Raw genomic sequence first — 24,825 nt, forward strand, 5'->3', positions numbered from 1 at the left:
CCCGAGGACCCGTGTCCGCACAGTCTACGGACTACGAGTTCAGAGTTCGCTGAGCGTCGGCGACTCCACGGCGGTGTGGCCCCGACTCCCAGGGACCGTCAGCGGACCAAGAGCGCGATCGCCTCGACATGGTGGGTCAGCGGAAATGCGTCGAATCCACGGATTCGGCGCACCTGGTATCCGTGCCCGGCGAAGAGGGCAAGATCACGCGCGAAGCGTGCCGCGTCGCATCCCACATGCACGACCGTCGAGGGCCCGGCGGCGGCGATCGCATCCACCACGTCGGCGCCGGCACCGCTGCGCGGCGGGTCGAGCACGACCACGTCGGGACGCGGGAGCGTCGAGACGGTCTGCGCGACTCCACCGGCGCGGACGCGCACGCGATCGTCACCGTCGAAGGCCGCGGTCGCCGCAGCGAGCGCCTCGGTGTCGGTGTCCACAACGTGGACGGTGGTGTCTGTGTCCACGTCGTGGACGGGGCTATCGGGGTCCACGTCGCGGACGGGTCCAGGAGGGCCTCCCCCGCCCGGTTCGCGGTCGAGCAGCGCTGCGGCGAAGACCCCGGCACCGCCGTACAGATCCCACACGACCCGCCGGCGACCGGTTGCGCCGGCTTCCGCGACGAGATCGACCACAGCCTGCGAGTAGACGCTCGGCGCCTGTCGGTGCGCCTGCCAGAACCCGGTGACCGGAATCCGCCATTCGCGGGTACCGACGCGATGGACGGCGGTGTCCGAGCCCTCCACGACACGGGTACTCCGGCGAGTCGACCGCTGCCTACGGTCGCTCTGCGCCCGTCCACGCTGCCCCGCCGCGCGACGTCGCCGACCGGCCGGCGGGGGTGCGACCTCGGTCAGGTGCCGGGCACCGTCGGCATCGGCGACCACCACGAGGTCGGCGCCCGGGGTGAGCCGGTGCGCGTCCAGGCCGACCGTCATACCCGGTTCGGGCTGTACGCACGGATGATCGGCCAACACCGTCGCGCCGCGGAACGTCCGCACACCGGCCCGACCGTCGGCGCCGACGCCCAGCCGGGTACGAACCCGCCAACCGGTCGCCGTGGCCGACAACGCCTCCACACCGACATCGGCGAAGCCGTCGACCGCCGGGAGGCTCGGGTCGAGACCACCGATACGGGTGAGGACGTCGAGGAGGACCTGGGTCTGCAAGTCGCGCAGGTGGCCGACATCGATGAACGACAGGTCGCAGCATCCGCCACCGTGAGCGGCAGCCGGACATGCGTACGGTCGGCGATGCGGCGACGGGTCGAGCACGTCGACGACCTCCGCGCGCCGATACGCGGTGTGCCGATCGTCGGTGACACGCACCCGGACCCGTTCACCGGGCACGGCGCCGCGGACGAACACCACCCGGTCGTCGACACGTCCGATGGCCTCACCGCCGTTGGCAGGCCTGTCGACGACGAGCTCGAACTCTTCGGCCGCGCCAGATGTCGCTTTGCTCATCGTTGTTCACGGTCGCCGCCCAGGGCCCGGCGGGTGTCGCCGGGGGCGGAGTAGATGAGGTCGCGGTTCTTGCGTCGGTCGGAGGAGGTCAGCTGCCAGGGCACCGAGGTCACCATCACACCGGGCTCGAACAGCAACCTGCCCTTGAGTCGTAGCGCCGACTGGTTGTGCAGGATCTGCTCCCACCAGTGCCCGACGACGTACTCGGGGATGAACACCGTGATGACGTCACGCGGCGATTCGCGGCGCACCCGGCGGACGTACTCGATGACCGGCCGGGTGATCTCGCGGTACGGCGAGGCGATCACCTTGAGCGGCACGGTGATGTCGCTGGCCTCCCACTGCGAGACCAGGATCCGGGTGTCCCGGTCGTCGACGTTGACCGTGATCGCCTCGAGCGTGTCCGGACGTGTGGCCCGCGCGTACAGCAGGGCTCGTTTGGTCGCGAGATGCAGCGTCGACACGAGCACGATCGAATGGGTGCGACTGGGCAGCACCGACTCCGCGCCCTCCTCCGCCTCCTGCTGCTCTAGTTCGCGTTGCACCGACGCGTAGTGGTGGTGGATCGCCTTCATGAGGACGAAGATCGTCACCATCGCCAGGATCGCGATCCACGCGCCCGCGGTGAACTTGGTGATGAGCACGACGATGAGGACCGTCGCCGTCATGATCAGGCCGACGGTGTTGATCACCCGCGACTGCATCATCCGCCGCCGCGCGCGCGGGTCCGTCTCGGTGCGCAGGAGTCGGGTCCAGTGGCGGACCATGCCCGTCTGACTCAGCGTGAACGAGACGAACACACCGACGATGTAGAGCTGGATGAGGGCGGTCACCTGGGCGCCGAAGGCGACGACGAAGACGATCGCCGCCGCGGCGAGGAACAGGATGCCGTTGCTGAACGCGAGCCGGTCACCTCGCGTGTGCAGTTGTCGGGGGAGGTAACGATCCTGTGCGAGCACCGAACCCAGCACCGGGAAGCCGTTGAACGCGGTGTTCGCGGCCAACATCAGGATGAGGGCGGTGGCGGTGGCCACGAAGTAGAAGGCTGGCGTGAAGTCGGCGAACACCGCGTGCGCGAGCTGCGCGATCATCGCCTTCTGCTGATAGCCCTCGGGTGCGCCGATCAGGTCCTGCGCCGGGTCCATCACGTACTTCGCGCCGATCTTCTCGGCCAGCAGCACGATCCCGACGAGCAGCGTGATGGAGAAGGCACCGAGGAGCAACAGCGTGGTGGCGGCGTTGCGCGACTTGGGCTTCTGGAAGGCCGGCACACCGTTGCTGATGGCCTCGACACCGGTCAGCGCCGCACAGCCGGACGAGAAGGCGCGGGCGATGAGGAAGACGAAGGCGATGCCCACCAGATGCGAGTTCTCCGCCTTGATCTCGAAGTCGGCGGTCTCGGAGCGGATCTCATCGCCCAGCACGAAGATCTCGGTGAATCCCCACAGCAGCATCACCAGCACGCCGACGATGAACGCATAGGTCGGGATCGCGAGCACCGAGCCCGACTCCTTGATGCCGCGCAGGTTCACCGCGGCCAGCAGCAGGATCGCCGCGACGCAGAACCACACCTTGTGCTGCTCCACGAACGGTATCGCCGACCCGATGTTCTCCGCGGCCGAGGAGATGGACACCGCGACGGTGAGCACGTAGTCGACGAGCAGTGCACTGCCGACCGTCAGACCCGCGTTGGCACCCAGGTTGACGGTCGCGACCTCGTAGTCGCCGCCGCCGGAGGGGTACGCATGGACGTTCTGCCGGTAGCTGGCAACCACCACAACCATGACCACGGCGACCGCAGCGGCGACCCAGGGCGTGTACGCCAGTGCAGTGATGCCGGCAACCGACAGGACCAGGAAGATCTCTTGGGGGGCATAGGCGACCGACGACATCGCATCGGAGGCGAAGACGGGGAGGGCGATGCGCTTGGGGAGCAGCGTGTGGCCCAGTCGGTCGCTCCGGAACGGCCGCCCGAGGAGCAGTCGTTTGGTCGCGACGGACACCTTCGACACGGTGGACACCACGCAACACTAAGGCCTGCGCCGCGCACGGGGCCATCCACCCGTGTGACTTGTCCCGGTCCCGTCCTGGTGACTTGTCCCGGTCCCGTCCGCGCCGACGACGACCGCCGGGTAGGTTCGAGTCGCGACCCACCGACACCGGCCCCGATCACCCGCGACGGCCTGCCGTCGGAGCGGGCCGGGCAGGCGGGTTCCACCAGCACGAAAGGAACGATGTGCAGGTAGTCATCATGGGCTGCGGGCGGGTCGGATCGGCACTGGCGATGGCCATGCAGAAGCGCGGTCACGATGTCGCGATCATCGACCGCGACCCCTCTGCGTTCGCCCGCCTCTCCGCCGCCTTTGCCGGACGCACCGTCACCGGCGTCGGATTCGACCGGGATGTCCTCGTCGAGGCGGGCATCGAGTCGGCCGACGCCTTCGCCGCGGTGTCCTCCGGCGACAACTCCAACATCATCTCGGCGCGGGTCGCCCGCGAGACCTTCGGTGTCGACCGGGTCGTCGCGCGTATCTACGACGCCAAGCGTGCCGAGGTGTACGAACGCCTCGGCATCCCGACCGTGGCCACCGTCCCGTGGACCACCGAACGGTTCGTCTCGGCCCTCGGTGAGACGTCGACCACCACCGAGTGGCGGGACCCGTCGGGCTCGCTGGCGATCGCCCAACTCGACATCGAGGAATCATGGATCGGCACGACTGTCGGTCGCTTCCAGGAGCAGACCGGCGCCCGCGTCGCCTTCCTGAACCGGCTCGGCCGCCCGATCCTGCCGGACGTCAAAACCGTGCTGCAGCAGGACGATCTGGTGTTCGCGGCAGTGCTGCTCGACAACCTCAAGGACGCCAGGGCCGCGGCCCGGTCACCGCAGCTGGCATCGGACTAGGAGCTCAGGGACATGAAGGTCGCCATCGCGGGCGCAGGTGCCGTCGGCCGCTCGATCGCGCGGGAACTCCTGGCCAACTCGCACGAGGTCACGCTGTTCGAGAAACTCCTGTCGCACATCGACGCCGACGCCGTGCCGGACGCCAACTGGGTGCAGGCGGACGCTTGCGAACTGACCAACCTCGAGCAGGCCGAGCTGCAGACCTTCGACGTGATGGTCGCCGCCACCGGTGACGACAAGACCAACCTCGTCGTCAGCCTGCTCGCGAAGACCGAGTTCGCGGTGAACCGCGTGGTGGCCCGTGTCAACGACCCACGCAACGAGTGGCTCTTCGGTGAGGACTGGGGAGTCGATGTCGCGGTGTCGACACCCCGGATCCTCGCGTCGCTGGTCGAGGAGGCGGTGTCGGTCGGCGACCTGGTGCGCCTCATGACCTTCCGGCAGGGCCAGGCGAACCTCGTCGAACTCACGCTCCCCGCGAACACCCCACTCGCCGGGAAACCCGTGCGCAAGCTCGACCTACCGCGCGACGCAGCGCTGGTGACGATCCTGCGCGGCGGCCGGGTGATCGTCCCCCAGTCGGACGATCCGATCGAGGGCGGCGACGAATTGATCTTCATCGCACCCGCCGAGGCCGAGCCCGCACTCCACGAGGCCATGAACATCCCGTGATCCGTCAGGGGCCGCGGTCAGGCGCCAGGGTCTCCGGCGATCAGCCCTCCGGCGTGGTGACGACCGGAACTCAGGCTGCGGCGGTCGGCTCGATCTCCGAACGCCGGGCGGCCCGGCGCACCAGCAGCACGGTCGCGAGGACGGCGACCGCGGTGAGCGGCCAGCCCATCGCGATGCGCGCGAAGGCCAACCATCCGGTCTGATCATGGTCGTACAGCTGCGACTGCGTGATGTATCGCGCGCCGAACACCAGGGCCCAGAACGCGGTGGCCAGGTCGTAGGCGATCAACGTCCGACGATCGCGGCGCCATGCGGAGCCCGCACCGTTCACCAGGTTCCAGGCCACGCCGATGAGTGGCCATCGGATGACGATGGAGAACACGAACACCCCGGCGTACAGCAGAGTGGTCCAGATACCGAACAAGAAGTAGCCCTTGGCGCTACCCGTCCGGTAGGCGATGAAGACACAGATGGCCACGCCGAACAGACCGGCGAGGGCGGGCGTCACCGGCTCGTGGCGGATCAGCCGGACGACGAGGATCACCACCGCGGTGGCAAGGGCGGCGATGATCGCGGCGGTGAGTCCCCAGAGAGAGTTCACCGGGACGAACACCACCACGGGCACGGTGGAGTAGATCAGGCCGGAGACTCCACCCATCTGCTCCAGCACCGTCGGGAGATGTTCGTCTGCCTCTGCGTGTCCGTCAGAGTGGCTGTCCTCCGGGTCCAGCGGACCCGGCTGGTCAGTCGTCTGAGCCATACAGCTCGTAGTACGGGTTGTAGATGACCTTGTTGCCGTCGTGCTCGCCCAGACGGCCACGAACAGTCATCTTGCGACCGGGTTCGATACCGGGGATGCGGTTCCGACCCAACCACTTCAAGTAGACGGTGTCGGTGCCGTCGAAGAACTCGGCCTTGACGCCGGCCTTGGCGTTGCGGGAGCACGTCTCCACTGCACGGAGCTCACCGTGCATGGTGACCTCGTCACCGCGGCAACACTCCGACGCGCGCTGCGCGCCCGTTGCGCGTGACTCCTGAGCGATCGACGCTGCGTCGGCGTCACCGAGATCCTCGGTGAGCCTGCGCGTCAGTCGCTTGAGATAACTGGCTGTCGCCATCCCACACCCTCCCAGGGTGACTCACTCGTCGTGGAAGTCGGGGCGAGGCTGTGGCCCTGCTTCTGATCGCCAGCGTAGACCGATGACCGCGCCCCTTCAACGTCGGTGCATGATCATGACATGCCTTCGAGCGACCCCGTCGGGGCGGTGGGTCCGACCGTTCTGATCGCGATGCCGGGGACCGGTTCCGACGGCGACTATGTGACGCGGGCGTTCGGCCCGGCGGCCGCCCGGCTCGGGGTGCCGCTGGTAGCACTCGAACCGTCATCCGACCTGGTCACGAGCTATTTGAGCCAGATCGACGATCACGCCGCGGAGCACGCACGAATCCTCGTCGGAGGAGTCTCGATCGGAGCGGCCGTCGCCCTGCGGTGGGCACTGCGCGCAGGTGCGGACCGGTGCGCCGGGGTGTTCGCCGCGTTACCTGCGTGGACCGGTCGTCCCGAGACGGCGGTCGCGGCGTCGGCGGCCCGCTCCACCGCCGCGGATCTGCGCACCGACGGGCTCGAGACGACGATCGCAGCGATGCGCGCCGGGAGCCCGGCCTGGCTCGCCGACGAGCTGACCCGATCGTGGCGCGCGCTGCATCCCGGCCTGGTGGGACACCTCGAGGACGCCGCCGACCACACGGCCCCAGAGCTCGCCGAGATCGCGACCCTGGGTAGTCCGCTGGCGATCGTGACCGCCGCCGACGATCCCATCCACCCGCGAACGGTGGCACTCGACTGGGCGTCCGCCGCACCGACGTCGGCAGTGGTGGAGATCACCCTCGAGATCTGGGGACGCGACCCCGCGGTGCTCGGCAACTCGTGTGCCGCGGCATGGCGTGATCTCGTCCGGTGATCCGGTCGAGTGATCCGATTCGGCTCGGCCGGCTCCGGTGTCAGCGGCCCGAGCGCCGCCGGAACTGCTGCATCGCCGAGCCCGGAGACGGCGGCAGAGGATCGTCCTCGTCGACCTCGACGACCTGGGGGGCGGCGGCCGCTTCGTCCGGCAACTCGTCGGTGACCACGATCGCCTGCGCGAGCTGATCGCGGGCGCCGCCGGGGACGTGGTCGCCGCCGGACTCGACCGGCTGCTGCTCACTGAACATCTGCTGTTGCGCCGCGGCGACCTGCTCGGCCAGTACCGGTGGCAGTTCGATGGTCAACGGCTCGCGGGGCGGGAGCGCCTCGGTGCCGCGGCGGACCACCGATTCGGCGAGCACCGCCCGGGCGAGCTGGGCCAGGTCGCCCGCCGACTCCGACGGCCCGCTGGCGACACATCGCACCATCCACCGCGGACCGTCGACACCGATGAAGCGATGGGTGCCGTTGGGCACCTCGGCGACGATCTCGCGACCCCAGTGGCCGTCCTCGATCGACGTCGTCGCACCTTCGTCCCGCAGCGACTCGGCGAGTTCACGGACCACCTCGCGCCACTGTCCGGGCGATCGCGGTGCGGCGTAGGCCGCCACGCTGATCCGACCGACGGGCGTCACGAGGTACACGGCCTCGGGCTGGTGGTCGACGGTCATCTCGACGGTCACCTGACCGCCCTCGACCACCGGCACCAGTACCGACCCCAGATCGAGGTGAGAGTTGTCCATCTCGTCGGTGGTGGTGGCCAGCGCCTCGATGTCGTAGGGGCCACGGGCCTGGCCGATCCTCAGTTCGTCGGCGTCCCGGTCGTCTCGCGCCATCGTCTCGTTCTCGTTCCTCTAGTCCCACCGTCGTCGGTGACGGTGCCGTCGTGCCCCCGTGTCGATTCTCCACCGTGTTCTCGCGAACACTCGAGTCTTCGAGCCGTGTCGGCTCATCCGTGTCGGGTGGTCACACCTGCTCTCCGGTGAGGATGGCGTGTCCGCCGCTGGAACCGTATCCACCTGCGCCGCGGGAGGTCTCGTCGAGCTCGTCCACCTCGACGAAATCCGGGAGCTCCACGCGCTGCACGAGCAGCTGGGCGATCCGGTCACCACGGCTGATGCTGATGGTCTCGTCGGGATCATGGTTGATCAGGCAGACCTTGATCTCACCCCGATACCCGGCGTCGATGGTCCCGGGCGTGTTCACGATGGACAGGCCGGCGCGAGCCGCGAGGCCGGAGCGGGGATGTACGAGTCCGACCGTGCCGATCGGGAGAGCGATCGCGATACCGGTCCCGACCACCTGTCGGCGGCCGGGGGGTAGTTCGAGATCGATGGTCGAGACGAGGTCCACCCCGGCATCGCCCTCGTGCGCGCGGGTCGGCAGCGGGACTTCGGGGTCAATGCGGCGGACCCGGATCGCTGGGATGGGTGAGGATTCGGCGGCCATCCACAGCAGACTACGCTGGGCGCGTGACCGAGCCCGACTCCCCCGACCGCCCGGACGACACCTCGTCGTCCCACCGGACGACCGGCCCCGGCGCGGCCGACAGGTTCACCGAACGACTGGGTCTGCCCTGGTGGTGGTGGCCGGCAGGCGCAGTGGTGACCGGTGTGGTCGGCTACGAGATCCAGCTGTCCGCGCATCGCGCCGTCTGGAGTGTCGTCGGCTACGTGGTGGTGGCCGCGCTCATCACGCTGTTGTTCTGGTCGATGAGCCGCGTGCGGATCCGGGTCGGCGCAGACGGAGAACTGCACGCCGACAAGGCGGTCCTCCCGCGCGCGGTCATCGCGCGGGGAGCGACCATCCCGGCCACTGCGAAGAGTGCGGCGCTCGGTCGACAACTCGACCCCGCCGCCTATCTGGTGCACCGCGCCTGGATCAAGACGATGGTGCTGCTGGTACTGGACGATCCCGACGATCCGACGCCGTACTGGCTGGTGTCGACCCGTCGTCCCGCCGAACTGCTCGCCGCACTGGACATCCCGGACGCGGCGGCCGGCGGCGTCGACGCGGACTGAGGCGGTCCGCGGCGACCGTGCCGAGGCGCCCACACCGGCGGCCTCGGCCCATCGTTCGCGATCTATGCGCAGTCCACGCAGATCTTGGAGCTGCCGTTCTCCCGCGCCAACCGGCTGCGGTGGTAGACGAGAAAACAGCTGGTGCAAGTGAATTCATCGGCCTGCTTGGGGATCACCCGGACCGACAGTTCTTCACCCGACAGGTCTGCGCCGGGGAGCTCGAACGACTCAGCGGTGTCGCTCTCGTCGACATCGACCGCCGACGCCTGAGCCTCACTGCGACGAGCCTTCAGCTCCTCGAGTGAATCCTCGCTGATGTCCTCGGTCTCGGTCCGCCGTGGCGCGTCGTAATCAGTTGCCATTGTGTGCCTTCTCTTGTTGAGAGTGTGAGGGGCGCTCTCGGATACCGGCTTGTGGCCGGTCACGCGTGCGGGCGCGCGCCGCCGCCGGGATTGTCTTGCCGACGGCGTCACTACAACGTCGTGACTGGTGCAATTCGTTGCCGGGAACCCTAAGGACTGCTGTGATGTTCGTCACAATCAGCCATTCCAGCCCCGGTGACTTCGGGGTCTGGGCGCCCGAAGCTTAGTCCACTGATGCACGCCGGTCAATCACGATGTCGAGATAACCAGAAACCGACGGGTCGGACATCGTTCGCCGATCGTCGGGACCGCCGTCGGCCGGTTGCACCGGAGCACTTCGGTGACCGCCCGTCGCCCACCCCACGACACGTCGGGACACCCTCCACGCCGGGCTGGCGACCACCCTCTACAGTTGGGCGCACATTCACGCGGAAGGAGCACGTCGAACGTGGTGTCGCAGATCACGGCGGGTTATCCGACCGATGAACGAGGTCGGCCCTACCGGCGCAGGCGGTACCGCCCCGCGATCGTCGCGGTGGTCGTGCTCGCTGTGCTGGGGCTGGTCATCTGGGTGGTCGCGCTGACCACCGGGGACGAGGAATCGGTGCCCACGGCGTGCAACGAACCGTCCCCGGCGTCGTCCACCGTCTCCGCGCAAACCGGTCCGCAGGCGCCGGCAGCACCGAGCCCGGCGGCGGCGCCGAAGCTGACCCCGGTGAACGACGACGACGTCCTGTCGACCGCTCCGGCGGCTCTGGCGACCTTCCAGGTACGTGTGCTCAACGCATCGAACACGCGCGGAGCCGCCCGGTCGGTCGCCGACGATCTCACCGCGCAGGGCTTCAACCCGGTGCCCGACAACCCGTACGGCGACGACACGGTCTACGCCAACCGGGATCTGAACTGCGTCGGACAGATCCGCTTCGGCCCGGCGGGCAAGGCGAGCGCTGCCGCCGTGTGGCTGGCACTCCCCTGCGCACAACTCGTCGACGACGGGCGGGCCGGCAACTCCGTCGACGTCGCACTCGGCGAGTACTACGAAGGCAAAGAACAGTCCCAGGACGCGCAGGCCGCTCTCGAGGCACTTCGGTCCGCCGACCCCAAGAACCCGCAGACGGGTGTCGATCCGGCATTGGTGAAGGCAGTCCACTCCGCCAAGTGCTGACGGGTCGCGGTGGCGGTGCGACCATCCGCCACGGCCGCCCGCCAGGCCCGCGGTCGACTCGCACCTCCCGCGCGTCGACGCACGCCGACGCGATGTGCCCTCCGACCCGATGTGCACTCCGGCCCGAGCGATGCCCCTACACCGAGGTCGAAGCCGAGGTCGAGGTCGACCCACTCACGAGCGACCTACCCGGACAGCGCGCTGCGGGCCCCGATCTCGTCGAGGACCGCGACGAAGTCGTCGGCGATGGACTCGGCGACCGCGATGGTCGCGTGTCCGTCCGACGATCGTGAGTTCGGCGGTGGGGTCTGGACGCGGGCACCGGCCTCGGCTGCGATGAGCGCTCCCGCAGCCCAGTCCCACGGACTCAGCCCGTGCTCGAAATGGGCGTCGACCGCACCGGAGGCCACCATGCACAGGTCGAGCGCTGCGGCCCCGATCCGTCGCAGATCACGCACGCGCGGCAACAACTCGGCGACCAGTCGGCCCTGAACCCGACGGCGCTCCTCGTCGTAGCCGAACCCGGTGGCCACCAAGGCCATCCCGACCTGGTCGGGCCGATTGCACTGCAACCGGATCCGTCGGGAGCCGCTGTGTTGGAACGCACCGCCGCCCAGCGAGGCGGAGTAGGTGACGCCGCGGGCGACATCCACCACTGCGCCGGCAACCGACCGACCGTCGATCTGCGCGGCGACCGACACCGCGTACGCGGGGATTCCGTACATGAAGTTGACCGTGCCGTCGATCGGGTCGACGACCCACCGCACCCCCGACGGGACGTCGATGGTGCCACCGGCCTCCTCGCCGAGGACCTCGTCGTCGGGCCGGGCCGCACGCAGGCGCTCACGCACCAGCTGCTCGGTCTCGGTGTCAGCCAGGGTCACCGGATCGGTGGGCGTCGACTTCGCGCTGACCGCGTCCGAGGCGTCCGGCGACGATGCCGACACGTCGACCACCGCCTCGTCGTCCGATGCACGAACGACGTCGTCGGGCTGGGGGCCGAACAACTCGGGCCGCCGGCGGCGCACGTGTTCGGCTGCCGCCTCGGCCACGGCGATCGCCACCTGCTCGAGCTCGCCCACATCCGTTCGGTCCGCCACGACGTCAATGTCAACACATCCGCTGCACCGCCGCCCATCCGGGAGCCGCCGGATATGCACGACACCGGAGCGCACACGTGTGACGATGGATAGCCTGGAGTCATCTTCGTGCCGGTTCGCAGACGCCAGGGAGGCCCTCGATGACCGACGTACCCGTTTCCGATGCCCGCATCCCCGACCCGGTGTCCCCCATCGGCGATCCAGCCGAGTCCGGCGGCCCCACAGGAGGTCTCGCCTTCGGCGTGGACGTCGGCGGCTCGGGTATCAAGGGCGGGATAGTCGATCTCGCCACCGGCGCACTCGTCGGCGAACGGTTCAAGGTGCTCACCCCACACCCGGCCACTCCCGAGGCGGTCGCCGCGGGAGTCGCAGAGGTGGTCGCCCACTTCGGTTGGGCCGGTCCGGTGGGCATCACACTGCCCGGCGTGATCACCGAGGGGACGATGCGCACCGCGGCCAACATCGACAAGGCATGGATCGGTACGGACGTCTACGAATTGTTCAGTCGCCATCTCTCGGGGGCATCGGTGTCGGTCCTCAACGACGCGGATGCCGCCGGGCTCGCCGAGGACCGGTACGGAGCGGGCAAGGGCGTCGACGGTGTGGTGATGCTGCTGACCTTCGGCACCGGCATCGGCTCCGCGATCCTCAACAACGGCAACCTCGTCCCCAACACCGAACTCGGTCATCTGATCGTCGGCAAGAAGGAGGCCGAACACATCGCCTCGTCGAAGGTCAAAGACGACAAAGAATGGTCGTACGAGAAATGGACCGAGAAGGTCTCCGAGGTCCTCGAGACCTATGAGGCGTTGTTCTGGCCACGCCTGTTCATCGCCGGCGGCGGGATCAGCCGCAAATCCGACAAGTGGATTCCACTGCTGACCAACACCGTGCCGGTGGTCCCGGCGGTGCTTCTCAACACCGCGGGTATCGTCGGCGCGGCGATGGCCGTCGACGTCGGTCTCCGCACCTGACTTCCCGATACCTGACTTCTCAGTACCTCACCAAGGGGTCTCCAGCGACTTCGTATATCGTTCGCCGCACCGTGCCTGAGCAGGTGTTTGTCACATCCGCGACGACGGTGTCGTTACAATGGTGGACATCCGGTGTGTTTCACCGAGAAATCAAGCCCAGATCCCGCGACAGCCTGCTCTGTCGCGACGTCGTGTGAGTTCGTTTCGAAAGGTTCTACGTGGCAGCCACCAAGACCCGCCAGGCGGAGGCCGACGCCGAGTCGGTGACCTCGACGGAGACCGCGCCCGCCAAACGAACCGCCAAGAAGGCGGCGAAGAAGGCCCCGGCACGTAAGGCCCCCGCGAAGAAGGCAGCAGCCAAGAAGGCAGCGCCGGCGAAGAAAGCCGCCAAGAAGGCGACGAAGCCCGCCGGAGAAGGCGCCGAGGTCGAATCCGACGAGCCCGACTCGATCGACGACATCGACGCTCCCGACGGCGAGCTCGACGACGTCGAGATCACCGACGACGACCTGGACGTCGACGATGACGACGACGCCTCGGACGACTCCGACGACGAGTCGGACGAGGAGGGCACCGCGCCTGCGGCGACCGCCGCCAAGTCCGCTCCTGCGAAGGGCAAGGCGGCAGCCGCGGCCACCGACGAACCGTCGGCCGCGGACAAGGCGTCCGGTGACTTCGTCTGGGACGAGGAAGAATCCGAGGCCCTGCGCCAGGCGCGCAAGGACGCCGAACTCACGGCCTCCGCGGACTCGGTCCGCGCGTATCTGAAGCAGATCGGCAAGGTCGCCCTCCTCAACGCCGAGGAGGAGGTCGAACTCGCCAAGCGCATCGAGGCCGGACTCTTCGCGACCGAGCGTCTGCGCCGCATGGTCGACGCGGGCGAGAAGATCACGACCGCGCAGAAGCGTGACCTCAACTGGATCTCCCGAGACGGCAACCGGGCCAAGAACCACCTGCTCGAGGCGAACCTCCGACTCGTGGTCTCGCTGGCGAAGCGCTACACCGGACGCGGGATGGCATTCCTGGACCTCATCCAGGAGGGCAACCTCGGTCTGATCCGTGCGGTCGAGAAGTTCGACTACACCAAGGGCTACAAGTTCTCGACGTACGCCACCTGGTGGATTCGTCAGGCGATCACCCGCGCGATGGCCGACCAGGCCCGCACCATCCGTATCCCGGTGCACATGGTCGAGGTCATCAACAAGCTCGGTCGCATCCAGCGTGAGCTGCTCCAGGACCTCGGCCGTGAGCCGACTCCGGAGGAGCTCGCAAAGGAGATGGACATCACGCCGGAGAAGGTGCTGGAGATCCAGCAGTACGCGCGTGAGCCGATCTCCCTGGACCAGACCATCGGCGACGAGGGCGACAGCCAGCTCGGCGACTTCATCGAGGACTCGGAAGCAGTGGTCGCGGTCGACGCGGTGAGCTTCACCCTCCTGCAGGACCAACTACAGTCGGTGCTCGACACGTTGTCCGAACGTGAGGCCGGCGTGGTCCGACTCCGCTTCGGCCTCACCGATGGTCAGCCGCGCACCCTCGACGAGATCGGCCAGGTCTACGGCGTCACGCGCGAGCGGATCCGGCAGATCGAGTCGAAGACGATGTCCAAGCTTCGCCACCCGTCGCGGTCGCAGGTCCTTCGCGACTACCTCGACTGACCGCGCCGGCGGCACGAACGTTCACCAGGCCCGTCACCCGTGCAGGGTGGCGGGCCCTGTTACTTCTCGGGTGCTGTTCTGTGCACGAGCCGAGCGTCCGTCAGAGCTCCAGCGGTGCGAACGCTCCGTCCGGTCCCGGAGGATAGGTCCGCACATCGATGACCGCGTCCACCGGCAGCGGACCGTACAGGTGCGGGAAGGGCAACGATGCGGGGTCGTCGGGATCGCCGGGTTCCCACTTGATCGGCGCGGCGACGCGGCTCGGGTCGATCACCAGGGCGAGCAGATCGGAGCGGCCGACATAGAGGACATTCGCAGGCAGATGCACCTGTTCCAGCGCAGACAGGTGGACGAACCCGACCTCGGCAAGTGACCCCGGTTCCCATCGGCCGTTCTCCTGGGCCGTCGCCCATTCCTCACGGCCGATCAGGTGCACCAGCGGGGATCGCGTGAGCTGATCGTCGGACACGTCGGCGGCGGTCGGCGGCGTCACCGGGGACTCTCCACTGCTCACGCGTCACGGTAACCATGTCCGCGAACGGGGTGTCAACCTTTGCACCCGGCGCGATTCCCACGCGCTCTCGATTCCGGCTCGGTCCGTGTCCGAAATTACGATTGCGCAGTGCCGAACCCCCGGTCGTACCTCGTCCTCGCCTCGCAGCGCAGCGGTTCGACGCTGCTCGTCGAGACCTTGCGGGCCACCGGCATCGCCGGCCATCCCCAGGAGTTCTTCCAGTACCTGCCGCACTCCGGTCTCGCACCCCAGCCACGGGAATGGTTCGCGACCGTCGACGATCCGGCCGTCGTCGATCTCCTGGACCCGCTCGATCACGGCACCCCGATCACCGAGGACGCTGTCGCATGGCGCGATCGGATCCTCCTGGAGGGCTCGACCCCCAACGGTGTGTGGGGCGGCAAGCTGATGTGGAACCAGACCCCACTCCTCGTCGACCGCGCCGCCGGACTACCCGGACGTTCCGGTGACGACCTGCAGTCGGCGATCGCAGACACCGTCGGTGAAGTCGCCTTCGTGAAGGTGACCCGCCGCAACGTCGTCGAGCAGGCGGTGTCCTTCTGGCGCGCGGTACAGACCCGCGTGTGGCGTGGTGCGACGGCACCGGAACTCGACGCCCGCGCGGAATACCACCGGGACGGGATCGCCCACCTGGTGCGCGTGTTGCGCGATCAGGAGACCGGCTGGCGGGCCTGGTTCGCCGACACCGGGATCACGCCCATCGAGGTGGACTACGACGACCTCGCCGGTGACACGTCGGCGGTCCTCGACCGGGTGCTCAAGGCCCTCGATCTGGAACCGCAGCACCTTCCCGAACGTGCCCTGCACAAGCAGGGCAACACCCGCTCCTCGGAGTGGGCCGACAGATACCTGGATGACGCGGAACGATGGGGGTTGCCGACATGACGGACATCGTGGACAGCGGCGTGGACGAGATCCACGTCAACGAACTCCGCGCGCTCGAAGCCGAATCCGTCCACATCTTCCGGGAGGTGGTCGCCGAGTTCGAACGCCCGGTGTTGCTGTTCTCGGCGGGCAAGGACTCGATCGTCCTGCTGCGTTTGGCGGAGAAGGCCTTTCGGCCCGCTCCCCTGCCCTTCCCGGTGCTGCACATCGACACCGGGCACAACTTCGGCGAGGTCATCGACTTCCGGGACCGACGCGTCGGCACCGCAGGCCACAAGCTGATCGTCGGTTCCGTGCAGGAGTCGATCGACCGCGGACGGGTCCAGGAACTCGACGGACCGAACTCCTCGCGCAACCGCCTGCAGACCCGCACGCTGCTCGATTCGCTCGAGGACGGTGGCTTCGACGCCGCGTTCGGTGGCGCGCGACGAGACGAGGAACGTGCCCGCGCCAAGGAGCGTGTCTACAGCTTCCGCGACGAATTCGGGCAGTGGGACCCGCGCGCCCAGCGGCCGGAGCCCTGGACGCTCTACAACGGTGCCATCCGCCGCGGCGAGCAGGTGCGAGTGTTCCCGCTGTCGAACTGGACCGAACTCGACATCTGGCGCTACATCGAACTCGAGGACCTGGAGATCCCGTCCATCTACTACGCGCACGAGCGCGAGGTCTTCGAGCGGGACGGAATACTGCTGGCCGTCTCCGAGTACACCCAGCCCGCCGACGGTGAGTCCGCGAGCACGGAGTGGGTGCGATACCGGACCGTCGGCGACCTGACGATCACCGGCGCGGTGCGGTCGCGTGCGACCGACATCGGCGGAGTGATCGAGGAGATCTCCGCGGCGACGGTGTCCGAGCGCGGCGAGACCCGCGCCGACGACCGCACGTCCGCGGCAGCCATGGAAGATCGCAAGCGAGAGGGATACTTCTGATGACGGACACAGTCCCCGCTCGCGCCGGCAATCTCGCGGCGCCCGCGCACGCCGCCGATGTCACCGCGCCCGTACAGACGCGCCGCAGGCAGTTGCTGCGGATGGCCACCGCCGGTTCGGTCGACGACGGCAAGAGCACGCTCATCGGCCGACTGCTGTTCGACACCGACAGCCTGCCGACCGACCATCTCGACGCCGTCACCGACGACGGTGGCACCCCGGATCTGGCCGCGCTCTCCGACGGCCTGCGCGCCGAGCGCGAGCAGGGCATCACCATCGACGTCGCCTACCGCTTCTTCTCGACACCGACGCGCAACTACATCCTGTCCGACACTCCCGGTCACGAGCGGTACACGCGCAACATGTTCACCGGGGCCTCCAACGCCCACGTGGCCGTCCTCCTCGTCGACGCGCGCGCCGGCGTGCTGCGCCAGACCCGTCGGCATGCCCGAATCGCTTCGCTGCTGCGGGTGCCGCACATCGTCGCGGCGGTGAACAAGATCGATCTGGTCGGGTACGAGCAGGCCGAATTCGACCGTGTGGCCGACGAACTCGACGTTCTCGCACAACGTCTCGGGATCGAGCTCACGGTGATCCCGGTGGCGGCCAAGGACGGCGACAACGTCGTCCATCCGTCTACGAACACACCGTGGTACGACGGTCCGACCCTGTTGCAGTACCTCGAGGACATCGACCTCGCGGCGCCGAAGGCCTCGGCCGAGGAACTGCGCCTGCCGGTGCAGTGGGTCTCGCGACCGGGAGCCGAGTACAAGCGTCGGTACACCGGTCGCCTCTCGGCCGGTGCGATCCGAGTGGGTGACGAGGTCGCTGTGTTGCCCGCCGGCACCCGCAGCGTGGTGACCGCCCTGGACACGCTCGACGCCGAACGGACCACCGCGGTCGCACCGTTGTCGGTGTCGATCGAACTTGCCGACGAGATCGACATCGGCCGCGGGGATGTCATCGTGAGCGCGAAGGCCGACGCGGAGCTGCCCACCCTGGGCCGTGAACTGGTGGCACACGTCTGCTGGTTCGCCGACGCGCCCCTGCACGCGGGCGAGCGTCTCGCGCTCAAACACGGGACCTCGGTGGTGCGCGCCACCGTCGGCGAGCTCGCCTCGCGTATCGACCCGGAGACGCTGACCGAGGAGCAGGACCCGATCCGTCTGGATCTCAACGACATCGGTGTCGTCACGATCCGGACCAGTTCGGTGGTGACCGCCGACGAGTACGCCGACAACCGCGACGGCGGATCGTTCATCCTGATCGACGAACATTCCAACGACACCGTCGGTGCGGGAACCATCCTGCAGGCCCGAGCGGCCAAACCGGGCGAGCGCGTGCGCAACGACGTGAAATGGCATCCGTCGGCGCTGGACCGTCATCACCGGTGGGGCAAGATCGCGCAGCAGGGCGCAACCGTGTGGCTCACCGGCCTCCCGGCGTCGGGCAAGTCGACGCTGGCCGTCGCGTTGGAGCAGGCACTGGTCGAGCGCGGCGACGCCGCATACCTGCTCGACGGCGACAACGTCCGGCACGGACTCTCGGACGATCTCGGGTTCTCGCCCGGCGATCGAGCGGAGAACATCCGCCGCGTGGGGCATCTCACCCGACTGTTCGCCGACGCCGGGGTGATCGCGATCGCCTCGCTGGTGTCGCCGTTGGAGTCCGACCGGGCGATCGCCCGCGAGCTGAACCACGCTGCGTCGCTCGACTTCGTCGAGGTGCACGTCAGTACGCCACTGGCCGAATGTGAGCGCCGGGACCCGAAGCGGCTGTACGCACGAGCCCGCGCCGGTGAACTGCGAGGCCTGACAGGTGTCGACGCGCCGTACGAACCCCCGCGGAACCCGGACATCGCCGTGGACACCACGGACGCCGACACCGATCGACTGGTCGCCCGCATCCTCGAGATCATCGATCGACGACGGAATCAGGCGGTCTGACCATGGTGTCGGATCTCGTGCTGGTGACGCGCATCCCGATAGACCTGCTCCGGGTCGCATCGATGATGTGTCGTCCCCGGTGAGTCACCCGCGTCCACGCGAAAGTCACCGCGTTCGCGCGAACAGTCACTGAGCCCGCAACCTCGAATCGTCGGCTGTACCCCGGCGGCGTCATCCGACACGATGCGCCCGACCCGAAAGCACATCAACCCATGAAGACAATCATCCTGATCGGCCTCGTCGGCCTGGCCGCGCAACTCGTCGACGGCAGCCTCGGCATGGCCTACGGCGTCACCACCACGACGCTGCTCCTCGCGATCGGCACCAACCCGGCGGCCGCGTCGGCGACCGTCCATCTCGCGGAGATCGGCACCACCCTGGTGTCCGGCGTCTCGCACTGGCGGTTCGGCAACGTCGACTGGAAGGTCGTCCGACGCATCGCGATCCCGGGCGCCATCGGTGCGTTCCTCGGTGCCACCGTCCTGTCGAAGCTCTCGACCGAGACGGCCGCACCGGTGATGGCGATCATCCTGCTCCTGCTCGGCGTCTACATCCTGGTGCGGTTCACCTTCCAGGGCATCCCTCGGCACTCGCTGGGCAAGCCGCTCGGCAAACGCTTCCTCTCGCCGCTGGGGCTGGTCGCCGGATTCGTCGACGCGACCGGTGGTGGTGGCTGGGGACCCGTCGGCACCCCGGCGATCCTCGCCAGCGGGCGACTGGAACCACGCAAGGTCATCGGATCGATCGACACCAGCGAGTTCATCATCGCGGTGGCAGCGAGCCTGGGCTTCCTGTTCAGCCTCGGGTCGCAGGGCATCAACTTCGCGTGGGTCGGCGCCATCCTGGTGGGCGGCGTCATCGCCGCCCCGATCGCTGCCTGGTTGGTCCGCCACATCCCGCCGCGGCTGCTCGGCGCCTCGGTCGGCGGCCTGATCGTGCTCACCAACGTCCGGAGCCTGCTGCGCAGCGACTGGGTCGATGTGCCGAGCGCCGTCCAGACCGGGATCTACGTGCTGATCGTCGTGCTCTGGGTGGCGGCGTTCGCGTACTCCCTGCGTGAGTACCTCCGGGATCGCGAGAACGAGTCGTCGGATGCGGTGACCGCACTGCGCGAGGAGCAGGAAGCCGCTGCACAGGACGCGGACGCGGGTGAGGGGCGCGCCGCACCGACACCGGCCTGACCAGCGCTCGTGTTTCCGCGTGCGGACGCTGGGTACGCCGACGTATGAGACGGGGGCGATCGCGTCGCGATACCGAATCGTGTCGCCGTGTTACGGGTGAGTGACGACACACCGGGCGGCTCGGCGGAACAATACGAAAGCCCCATACGTCTGACAGAGTGAAGGTGACGCATCATCCCGATGCGTCGGCTCACGAAGGGAAGAGGCGCCCGGTCTCCGATCGGAACGCCGGCCCGGGACGGAGGAGAAAATGACCGACACAGCCACGACATCCCCGATCTCCATGCCGTTGACCGCTGCCGATCGATGCGATCGCTGCGGCGCCGCTGCCAAGGTGCGGGCCGTGCTGCCCGCCGGTGGCGAACTTCTCTTCTGCCGTCACCACTTCAACGAGCACGAGGCTCGCCTCGTGGAGCTGAGTGCGACCGTCGAGGAGTCGGCCGGCGAGCTGGTCTGACGAGGAGTACAACCGACCACTTCGACCCGATGCCGCGATCGCGGTGCCGGGTCGAAGTCTGTTCGGGTGTTTCCGCAGCAGGTGACCCGGCAGCGACGAGTATTCATGCGGTGCCTCGAACCGACGCCTAGAAGTCCGATCACGGGCCGGAGTTCACGCGGTGACGGTCAGCGCCACTCACGCAGGGCAGCGATGCGCTCACGGAGTTGATCGGCCGACGCCATGGCTGTCGGCGGACCGCCCAGTCGCGACCGCAACTCGTTGTGCACCATGCCGTGGGGCTTGCCGGTGCGGTGGTGATGCATCGCGACGAGGGTGTTGAGTTCCTTGCGCAACGCGTGGAGGTTCTCTCCGGTGGCACGGGTCTCGGTCGGTGCCGGCGCCGAAGCCGCCGCACTGCGAGCGGTCACCTGATCGTCCTGGCGCTTCCGCAGCAGAGCTCGCACCTGGTCGGCATCCAACAGTCCGGGCAGCCCGAGGTAGTCCGACTCCTCGTCGCTCCCGGCGAAGGTGGCGGTACCGAACGACGAACCATCGAAGATGACCTGGTCCAACTCGGCGTCGGCGTGCAGTGACTGGAAGGACTTCTCGTCCTCCCCCGGCTCGTCCTTCTGCTTGTTCGCATCGATCAGCAGGTCGTCGTCGAGGCCGTCGCTCTCTCGGTGCGGCTTGCCCAGCACGTGGTCGCGCTCGGCCTCCATCTGGCTGGCCAGGTTCAACAGCACCGGTACCGACGGAAGGAATACGCTCGCCGTCTCGCCGGGGCGACGCGACCGCACGAAGCGCCCGATCGCCTGAGCAAAGTAGAGCGGGGTCGAGGCGCTGGTCGCATAGACGCCGACCGCGAGTCGCGGGACGTCGACGCCCTCGGACACCATGCGCACCGCGACCATCCACTCGTCGTCGGACTCGGCGAACGCGGCGATCCGCGAGGACGACTTCGGATCGTCGGAGAGCACGACGGTCGGGGCCTTGCCGGTGATGGAGGCCAGCAGTTCCGCGTAGTCGCGTGCGACGGTCTGGTCGGTGGCGATGACGAGTCCACCGGCGTCGGGTACACCGCCGGCCCGCAGCTGTCCGAGTCGGGTGTGCGCGGCCGTGAGGACCGCGGGAATCCAGTCGCCGTGGGGGTCCAGCGCGGTCCGCCATGCCCGGGCGGTGTGTTCGGCCGACAACGGCTCGCCGAGCCGCGCGCTGAACTCCTCGCCGGCACTCGTGCGCCAGCTCGCCTGCCCCGAGTACGCCAGGAACACGACAGGTCGCACGACGCCGTCGGCGAGGGCGTCGGAGTATCCGTAGGTGTGGTCGGCGCGCGAGCGCATGACACCCTCGGCCTCGGGCTCGTAGGTGACGAACGGGATCGGTGAGTCGTCCGAGCGGAACGGCGTACCGGTGAGCGCCAGCCGCCGGGTCGCGTCCGAGAAGGCCTCACGGATCGCGTCACCCCAGGATTTCGCGTCGCCACCGTGGTGGATCTCGTCCAGGATTACCAGTGTGCGCCGGTTCTCGGTCCGCACTCGATGGCGGAAGGGATGCGCGGCCACCTGCGCGTAGGTCACCACGACACCCTTATAGTCGCTGCTGGTCTGCCCGGTGGCGTTGCTGAAGCGGGAGTCGAGGGCGATGCCCGCGCGCGCGGCCGCCTGCGCCCACTGGTGCTTCAGGTGCTCGGTCGGTGCGACGACCGTGATCTGATCGACCGTTCGATCTCCGAGCAGTTCACTGGCGATTCGGAGCCCGAAGGTGGTCTTACCTGCGCCGGGCGTCGCCACGGCGAGGAAGTCGGTCGGTTTCCGGGTCAGGTACTTGGTCAGCGCGCGTCGCTGCCATGCGCGCAGCGGCGGGCCCGCCGACACACTCTCGGCACCGTCTGCTGAGGTCACTCCGGCCTGCTCCTGCTACTCGAGATCGTCGGGCCGATGTCGGCCGATCGGGCATCGTGTCGGTTCGATGTCGTTGTCCGACACGGTCGATGATGTGTTCGCGGCCCGGCGGGCTCGGGGTCGTCGACGGCATCGGGTGCGCTCGCCGACGCCGGGCCGGGCGGCACCGACTCTACCGTCATCGCGTCGCATCGATCGCATGACACCACCCCGTCGGCCGGTCCCACGGCGTGCCGCGACACACCACGCCGAGAGATTCCGACACCTCGGACAGGGGTCGGTCACCCATATCCGCCGCGAATCGGCGACGATGGAACCATAGCCATCCGAAATCGCAACCCGGTACCGATCACCGACGACGTCCCGCCGCCGGACGATCGGTCGTCGGCCGCTGCCGTGGGACGGGCCGGATCGGGGCCTGTGGTGCCGCACGCCGGTCGTCCGCCGACCGACTCCGCCCGGGTCCGCAACCGGCGCCCGACGGGCTCGCCGACAGTCCCACTCCCCCGTCCCGCCGGTCCCGATGCGATCGTCGGTCCCGAGCGCGCCGGCCCCGCCCCACGCGGTCATCGTCGCCCGGCTCCCGGACCGTCCGAGCCGGTCACCGTCGCACAGGCTCCGGCATCGGCCGACCACGACCGGCACGAAGGCCCCCACCGTGAAGACCCCCACCGTGAAGGGCATGACGAGCCGGTGCCCCCGGACCTGTCCGCGGACGAGGTGAAGGCCGCACCGGGACCGCCCGTCCTGCCGAATCTCCATCGACTCGCCTGGCGCACGACGGTGAAGTCCTGGGACGACGGCATCGTCGGTTGGGCGGCCCAGGCGGCGTTCTGGCAGGCGCTGTCACTACCTCCGCTGTTCCTGGGGCTCCTCGGCAGCATCGGCTACATCGGCGGGTGGTTCGGGCCGGACACCATCACGGTGATCTCGGACCGGATCATCGCCTTCGCGAACCGCACGTTCTCGGAGAGCGTCGTGAACGACCTGATCGGACCGACAGTCGACAACGTCCTCGGCCGGGGCCGCGTGGGACTCATCTCGCTGGGCTTCGTGCTGTCGCTCTGGGCCGGTTCGTCGGCCGTCTCCTGCTTCGTCTCGTCGATCGTGCACGCCCACGACCAGCATGAGGTGCGCAACCCGGTGTGGCAGCGCATCTTCGCGCTGTTCCTCTACATCGGATTCCTGGCGGTGTCGGTGCTGTTGCTCCCGCTGGTCGCCCTGGGGCCCACCTACCTACGGGAGATCGTCCCCGAGTCCTGGGACCCCGTCGTCAGCCACCTGATCGACTTCGGTTACTTCCCGTTCGTCGCGCTCCTGATGATCTTCGTCCTGACCACGCTGTACCACCTGGCGCTGCCCAACCCGTTGCCGTGGCATCGACTGATCGGCGGTGCGATCCTCGCGGGCATCGTGTTCTGGGTGGCCAGTTACGGGCTGCGCGTCTATCTGACCGCGATCACCCGGGCGGGCTACACCTACGGTGCGCTGGCGACGCCGATCGCATTCCTGCTGTTCACCTTCTCGCTCGGATTCGCGATCGTCCTGGGCGCAGAATTCAACGCCGCCGTGCAGGCCATGTGGCCGGCGAAACCCACCGCGTCGACCCAGGTGCGCAACTGGGTCCAGTCGCAGACATCCGATTTCACCGGTCAGCTCCGCACGCTGCCGGACCGGCTGGTGTCCGGTCCGATCCGACGGCGACCACCGGAGACCGTCGACACCGACCACCGGGAGCAACGCCCGCAGTCGTCCGGCCAACCGAGGCGCCGCCGTGCGAACCGATCCGGTGACGGACGCGACGCACCCGACGGATGAGCGATCGGTGAGAGGAGGGGCCGAGCTCAGTCCTTGCGCATCCGCTGGTAGATCTTCTTGCACTTCGGGCAGACGGGCGAACCCGGTTTCGCCGACCGCGTCACCGGGAATGTCTCCCCACAGAGTGCGACCACGTGGTTACCCATGACCGCGCTCTCGGCGATCCGGTCCTTCTTCACGTAGTGGAAGAACTTGGGCCGGTCGTCGTCGGTGCCGTCACTGGTGTCGGCATCGGGCCGCTCGTCGGTCTCGGTGTCGGTGTATTCGTCGAGGTCGGGTTTCTCGATGGTCTGCGTTCCCATCCGACCATTGTGCGCCACACGCCCGACCCCGCGCGGCAACCACCGTCGATGCAGCGAACGACCGAAAGTGGGACAGTGGAGTCATGAGCTTCGACCACCCGGCTGGTAAGGGCCACTCGCCCGACACCTACCTGATCACCGGGGCGCAGCAGTCGCTGGAGGACCAGCATCGTGCTCGGGTGCGCAAGTATCTGTCGCTCATGGCCTTCCGCGTCCCCGCCCTGATCATCGCCGGCATCGTCTACGGAGCCACCGGATCCGGTCTGCTCGCTCTCGCCATCGTCGCGCTGTCCATCCCGCTGCCGTGGGTGGCGGTGCTGATCGCCAACGATCGTCCGCCCCGCAAACGCGGTGAGGTCCCCCAGTACAAGTACGGCGCCGACCACACGGTCATCGGTCCCACCGGGCTCAGCGGAGGCTCGCGGCAGCTGGGGCGTTCCGCCGACGGCGGCACCGCATCCGACACCGATGACCACAGTGGCCCGGTGGTCGACTCGACCTACATCGACTCGACCGCGGACGACCACGGCACCGACCACGTGGCCCACGGGTCGACGAGGTCCCCGGACGGCGAGCGCCGACCCGACTCCGACTCTCAGTAACTTC

The 24,825-nt window shown here is 68.4% G+C and carries 24 protein-coding genes and 1 pseudogene; 14 read left to right on the forward strand and 11 right to left on the reverse strand.

The genetic code is table 11. The features are described from left to right. Positions 1–98: 98 nt before the first annotated feature. Both GS4_RS13520 and GS4_RS13525 read right to left on the reverse strand, forming a co-directional pair. On the reverse strand, positions 99–1,466 hold the full coding sequence (locus GS4_RS13520) for a class I SAM-dependent RNA methyltransferase (RefSeq protein WP_007621408.1): 1,368 nt from the start codon (positions 1,464–1,466) through the stop codon (positions 99–101). Next, on the reverse strand, positions 1,463–3,487 hold the full coding sequence (locus GS4_RS13525) for an APC family permease (protein ID WP_174344016.1): 2,025 nt from the start codon (positions 3,485–3,487) through the stop codon (positions 1,463–1,465). Before GS4_RS13525 ends, GS4_RS13520 begins: the two co-directional genes overlap by 4 nt. 215 nt (positions 3,488–3,702) lie before the next feature. On the opposite strand from GS4_RS13525, the gene GS4_RS13530 reads away from it, so the two are divergent. Together GS4_RS13530 and GS4_RS13535 are read left to right on the forward strand one after the other, a co-directional pair. Continuing rightward, positions 3,703–4,368, forward strand: coding sequence for a potassium channel family protein (locus GS4_RS13530; RefSeq protein ID WP_007621412.1), 666 nt, complete (start codon positions 3,703–3,705; stop codon positions 4,366–4,368). Positions 4,369–4,380: 12 nt separating this feature from the next. After that, the gene (locus GS4_RS13535) at positions 4,381–5,040 is read left to right on the forward strand and encodes a potassium channel family protein (protein WP_007621417.1); all 660 of its coding nucleotides are present in this window, start codon (positions 4,381–4,383) and stop codon (positions 5,038–5,040) included. Between the two features lie 70 nt (positions 5,041–5,110). Here GS4_RS13535 and GS4_RS13540 read toward each other — a convergent pair whose 3' ends face one another. Continuing rightward, positions 5,111–5,800, reverse strand: coding sequence for a DUF3159 domain-containing protein (locus tag GS4_RS13540; RefSeq protein ID WP_007621419.1), 690 nt, complete (start codon positions 5,798–5,800; stop codon positions 5,111–5,113). Next, positions 5,784–6,158, reverse strand: coding sequence for an OB-fold nucleic acid binding domain-containing protein (locus GS4_RS13545; protein ID WP_007621421.1), 375 nt, complete (start codon positions 6,156–6,158; stop codon positions 5,784–5,786). The genes GS4_RS13540 and GS4_RS13545 overlap by 17 nt, the downstream gene beginning before the upstream one ends. Positions 6,159–6,278: 120 nt before the next feature. Here GS4_RS13545 and GS4_RS13550 point away from each other — a divergent pair, with 120 nt between their 5' ends. Further along, positions 6,279–7,001, forward strand: coding sequence for a hypothetical protein (locus GS4_RS13550; RefSeq protein ID WP_007621422.1), 723 nt, complete (start codon positions 6,279–6,281; stop codon positions 6,999–7,001). Between the two features lie 40 nt (positions 7,002–7,041). Here the strand turns inward: GS4_RS13550 and GS4_RS13555 are convergent, their stop codons facing one another. Together GS4_RS13555 and dut are read right to left on the reverse strand one after the other, a co-directional pair. After that, positions 7,042–7,839: a DUF3710 domain-containing protein gene (locus GS4_RS13555; RefSeq protein ID WP_007621424.1), complete on the reverse strand. Its 798-nt coding sequence runs from the start codon at positions 7,837–7,839 to the stop codon at positions 7,042–7,044. A 130-nt stretch (positions 7,840–7,969) separates the two neighbouring features. Beyond that, positions 7,970–8,452 (reverse strand): dUTP diphosphatase, encoded by a 483-nt coding sequence (dut, locus tag GS4_RS13560; RefSeq protein WP_007621426.1) that lies wholly within the window; start codon positions 8,450–8,452, stop codon positions 7,970–7,972. Positions 8,453–8,475: 23 nt separating this feature from the next. On the opposite strand from dut, the gene GS4_RS13565 reads away from it, so the two are divergent. Beyond that, a complete protein-coding gene (locus tag GS4_RS13565; protein ID WP_007621428.1) occupies positions 8,476–9,024 on the forward strand; it encodes a DUF3093 domain-containing protein in 549 nt (182 codons plus the stop codon). Between the two features lie 62 nt (positions 9,025–9,086). On the opposite strand, the gene GS4_RS13570 is transcribed toward GS4_RS13565, so the two are convergent. Continuing rightward, entirely contained in the window at positions 9,087–9,386 is a 300-nt protein-coding gene (locus GS4_RS13570) for a DUF4193 domain-containing protein (protein WP_007621430.1), read from the reverse strand. A 448-nt stretch (positions 9,387–9,834) separates the two neighbouring features. On the opposite strand from GS4_RS13570, the gene cei reads away from it, so the two are divergent. Beyond that, positions 9,835–10,551: an envelope integrity protein Cei gene (cei, locus tag GS4_RS13575; protein WP_007621432.1), complete on the forward strand. Its 717-nt coding sequence runs from the start codon at positions 9,835–9,837 to the stop codon at positions 10,549–10,551. A 185-nt stretch (positions 10,552–10,736) separates the two neighbouring features. Here cei and GS4_RS13580 read toward each other — a convergent pair whose 3' ends face one another. Further along, on the reverse strand, positions 10,737–11,651 hold the full coding sequence (locus GS4_RS13580) for an inositol monophosphatase family protein (protein WP_007621434.1): 915 nt from the start codon (positions 11,649–11,651) through the stop codon (positions 10,737–10,739). A 140-nt stretch (positions 11,652–11,791) separates the two neighbouring features. Here GS4_RS13580 and ppgK point away from each other — a divergent pair, with 140 nt between their 5' ends. Further along, a complete protein-coding gene (gene ppgK, locus GS4_RS13585) occupies positions 11,792–12,625 on the forward strand; it encodes a polyphosphate--glucose phosphotransferase (RefSeq protein WP_007621435.1) in 834 nt (277 codons plus the stop codon). A gap of 218 nt (positions 12,626–12,843) precedes the next feature. Next, a complete protein-coding gene (locus GS4_RS13590; protein WP_007621436.1) occupies positions 12,844–14,283 on the forward strand; it encodes an RNA polymerase sigma factor in 1,440 nt (479 codons plus the stop codon). A 100-nt stretch (positions 14,284–14,383) separates the two neighbouring features. On the opposite strand, the gene GS4_RS13595 is transcribed toward GS4_RS13590, so the two are convergent. Further along, entirely contained in the window at positions 14,384–14,776 is a 393-nt protein-coding gene (locus tag GS4_RS13595; RefSeq protein WP_007621437.1) for a DUF952 domain-containing protein, read from the reverse strand. A 129-nt stretch (positions 14,777–14,905) separates the two neighbouring features. On the opposite strand from GS4_RS13595, the gene stf0 reads away from it, so the two are divergent. From stf0 to GS4_RS13620, 5 genes are all read left to right on the forward strand, one after another. Beyond that, positions 14,906–15,703, forward strand: a complete 798-nt coding sequence (gene stf0 / locus GS4_RS13600) for a trehalose 2-sulfotransferase (RefSeq protein WP_007621439.1) — start codon at positions 14,906–14,908, stop codon at positions 15,701–15,703. Continuing rightward, entirely contained in the window at positions 15,700–16,632 is a 933-nt protein-coding gene (cysD, locus tag GS4_RS13605; protein WP_040510483.1) for a sulfate adenylyltransferase subunit CysD, read from the forward strand. Before stf0 ends, cysD begins: the two co-directional genes overlap by 4 nt. Further along, complete coding sequence (gene cysC, locus GS4_RS13610) at positions 16,632–18,578, forward strand: adenylyl-sulfate kinase (protein WP_007621443.1); 1,947 nt, start codon at positions 16,632–16,634, stop codon at positions 18,576–18,578. Before cysD ends, cysC begins: the two co-directional genes overlap by 1 nt. Positions 18,579–18,790: 212 nt before the next feature. Continuing rightward, entirely contained in the window at positions 18,791–19,759 is a 969-nt protein-coding gene (locus GS4_RS13615) for a sulfite exporter TauE/SafE family protein (RefSeq protein WP_007621445.1), read from the forward strand. Positions 19,760–20,009: 250 nt separating this feature from the next. Continuing rightward, positions 20,010–20,216: a DUF7455 domain-containing protein gene (locus GS4_RS13620; RefSeq protein ID WP_007621446.1), complete on the forward strand. Its 207-nt coding sequence runs from the start codon at positions 20,010–20,012 to the stop codon at positions 20,214–20,216. A 167-nt stretch (positions 20,217–20,383) separates the two neighbouring features. Here the strand turns inward: GS4_RS13620 and GS4_RS13625 are convergent, their stop codons facing one another. Continuing rightward, positions 20,384–22,099 (reverse strand): DEAD/DEAH box helicase, encoded by a 1,716-nt coding sequence (locus tag GS4_RS13625; RefSeq protein WP_007621450.1) that lies wholly within the window; start codon positions 22,097–22,099, stop codon positions 20,384–20,386. Between the two features lie 693 nt (positions 22,100–22,792). On the opposite strand from GS4_RS13625, the gene GS4_RS13635 reads away from it, so the two are divergent. After that, a complete protein-coding gene (locus GS4_RS13635; protein ID WP_085947046.1) occupies positions 22,793–23,917 on the forward strand; it encodes a YihY/virulence factor BrkB family protein in 1,125 nt (374 codons plus the stop codon). 26 nt (positions 23,918–23,943) lie between these two features. Here the strand turns inward: GS4_RS13635 and GS4_RS13640 are convergent, their stop codons facing one another. Beyond that, positions 23,944–24,219, reverse strand: a complete 276-nt coding sequence (locus GS4_RS13640; protein WP_007621459.1) for a DUF3039 domain-containing protein — start codon at positions 24,217–24,219, stop codon at positions 23,944–23,946. 83 nt (positions 24,220–24,302) lie between these two features. On the opposite strand from GS4_RS13640, the pseudogene GS4_RS26400 reads away from it, so the two are divergent. Next, a pseudogene (locus GS4_RS26400) lies at positions 24,303–24,692 on the forward strand (DUF3099 domain-containing protein); the annotation flags it as partial. Between the last annotated feature and the right edge of the window lie 133 nt (positions 24,693–24,825).

The sequence above is a fragment of the Gordonia soli NBRC 108243 genome, assembly GCF_000334455.1.
Lineage (GTDB): Bacteria > Actinomycetota > Actinomycetes > Mycobacteriales > Mycobacteriaceae > Gordonia > Gordonia soli.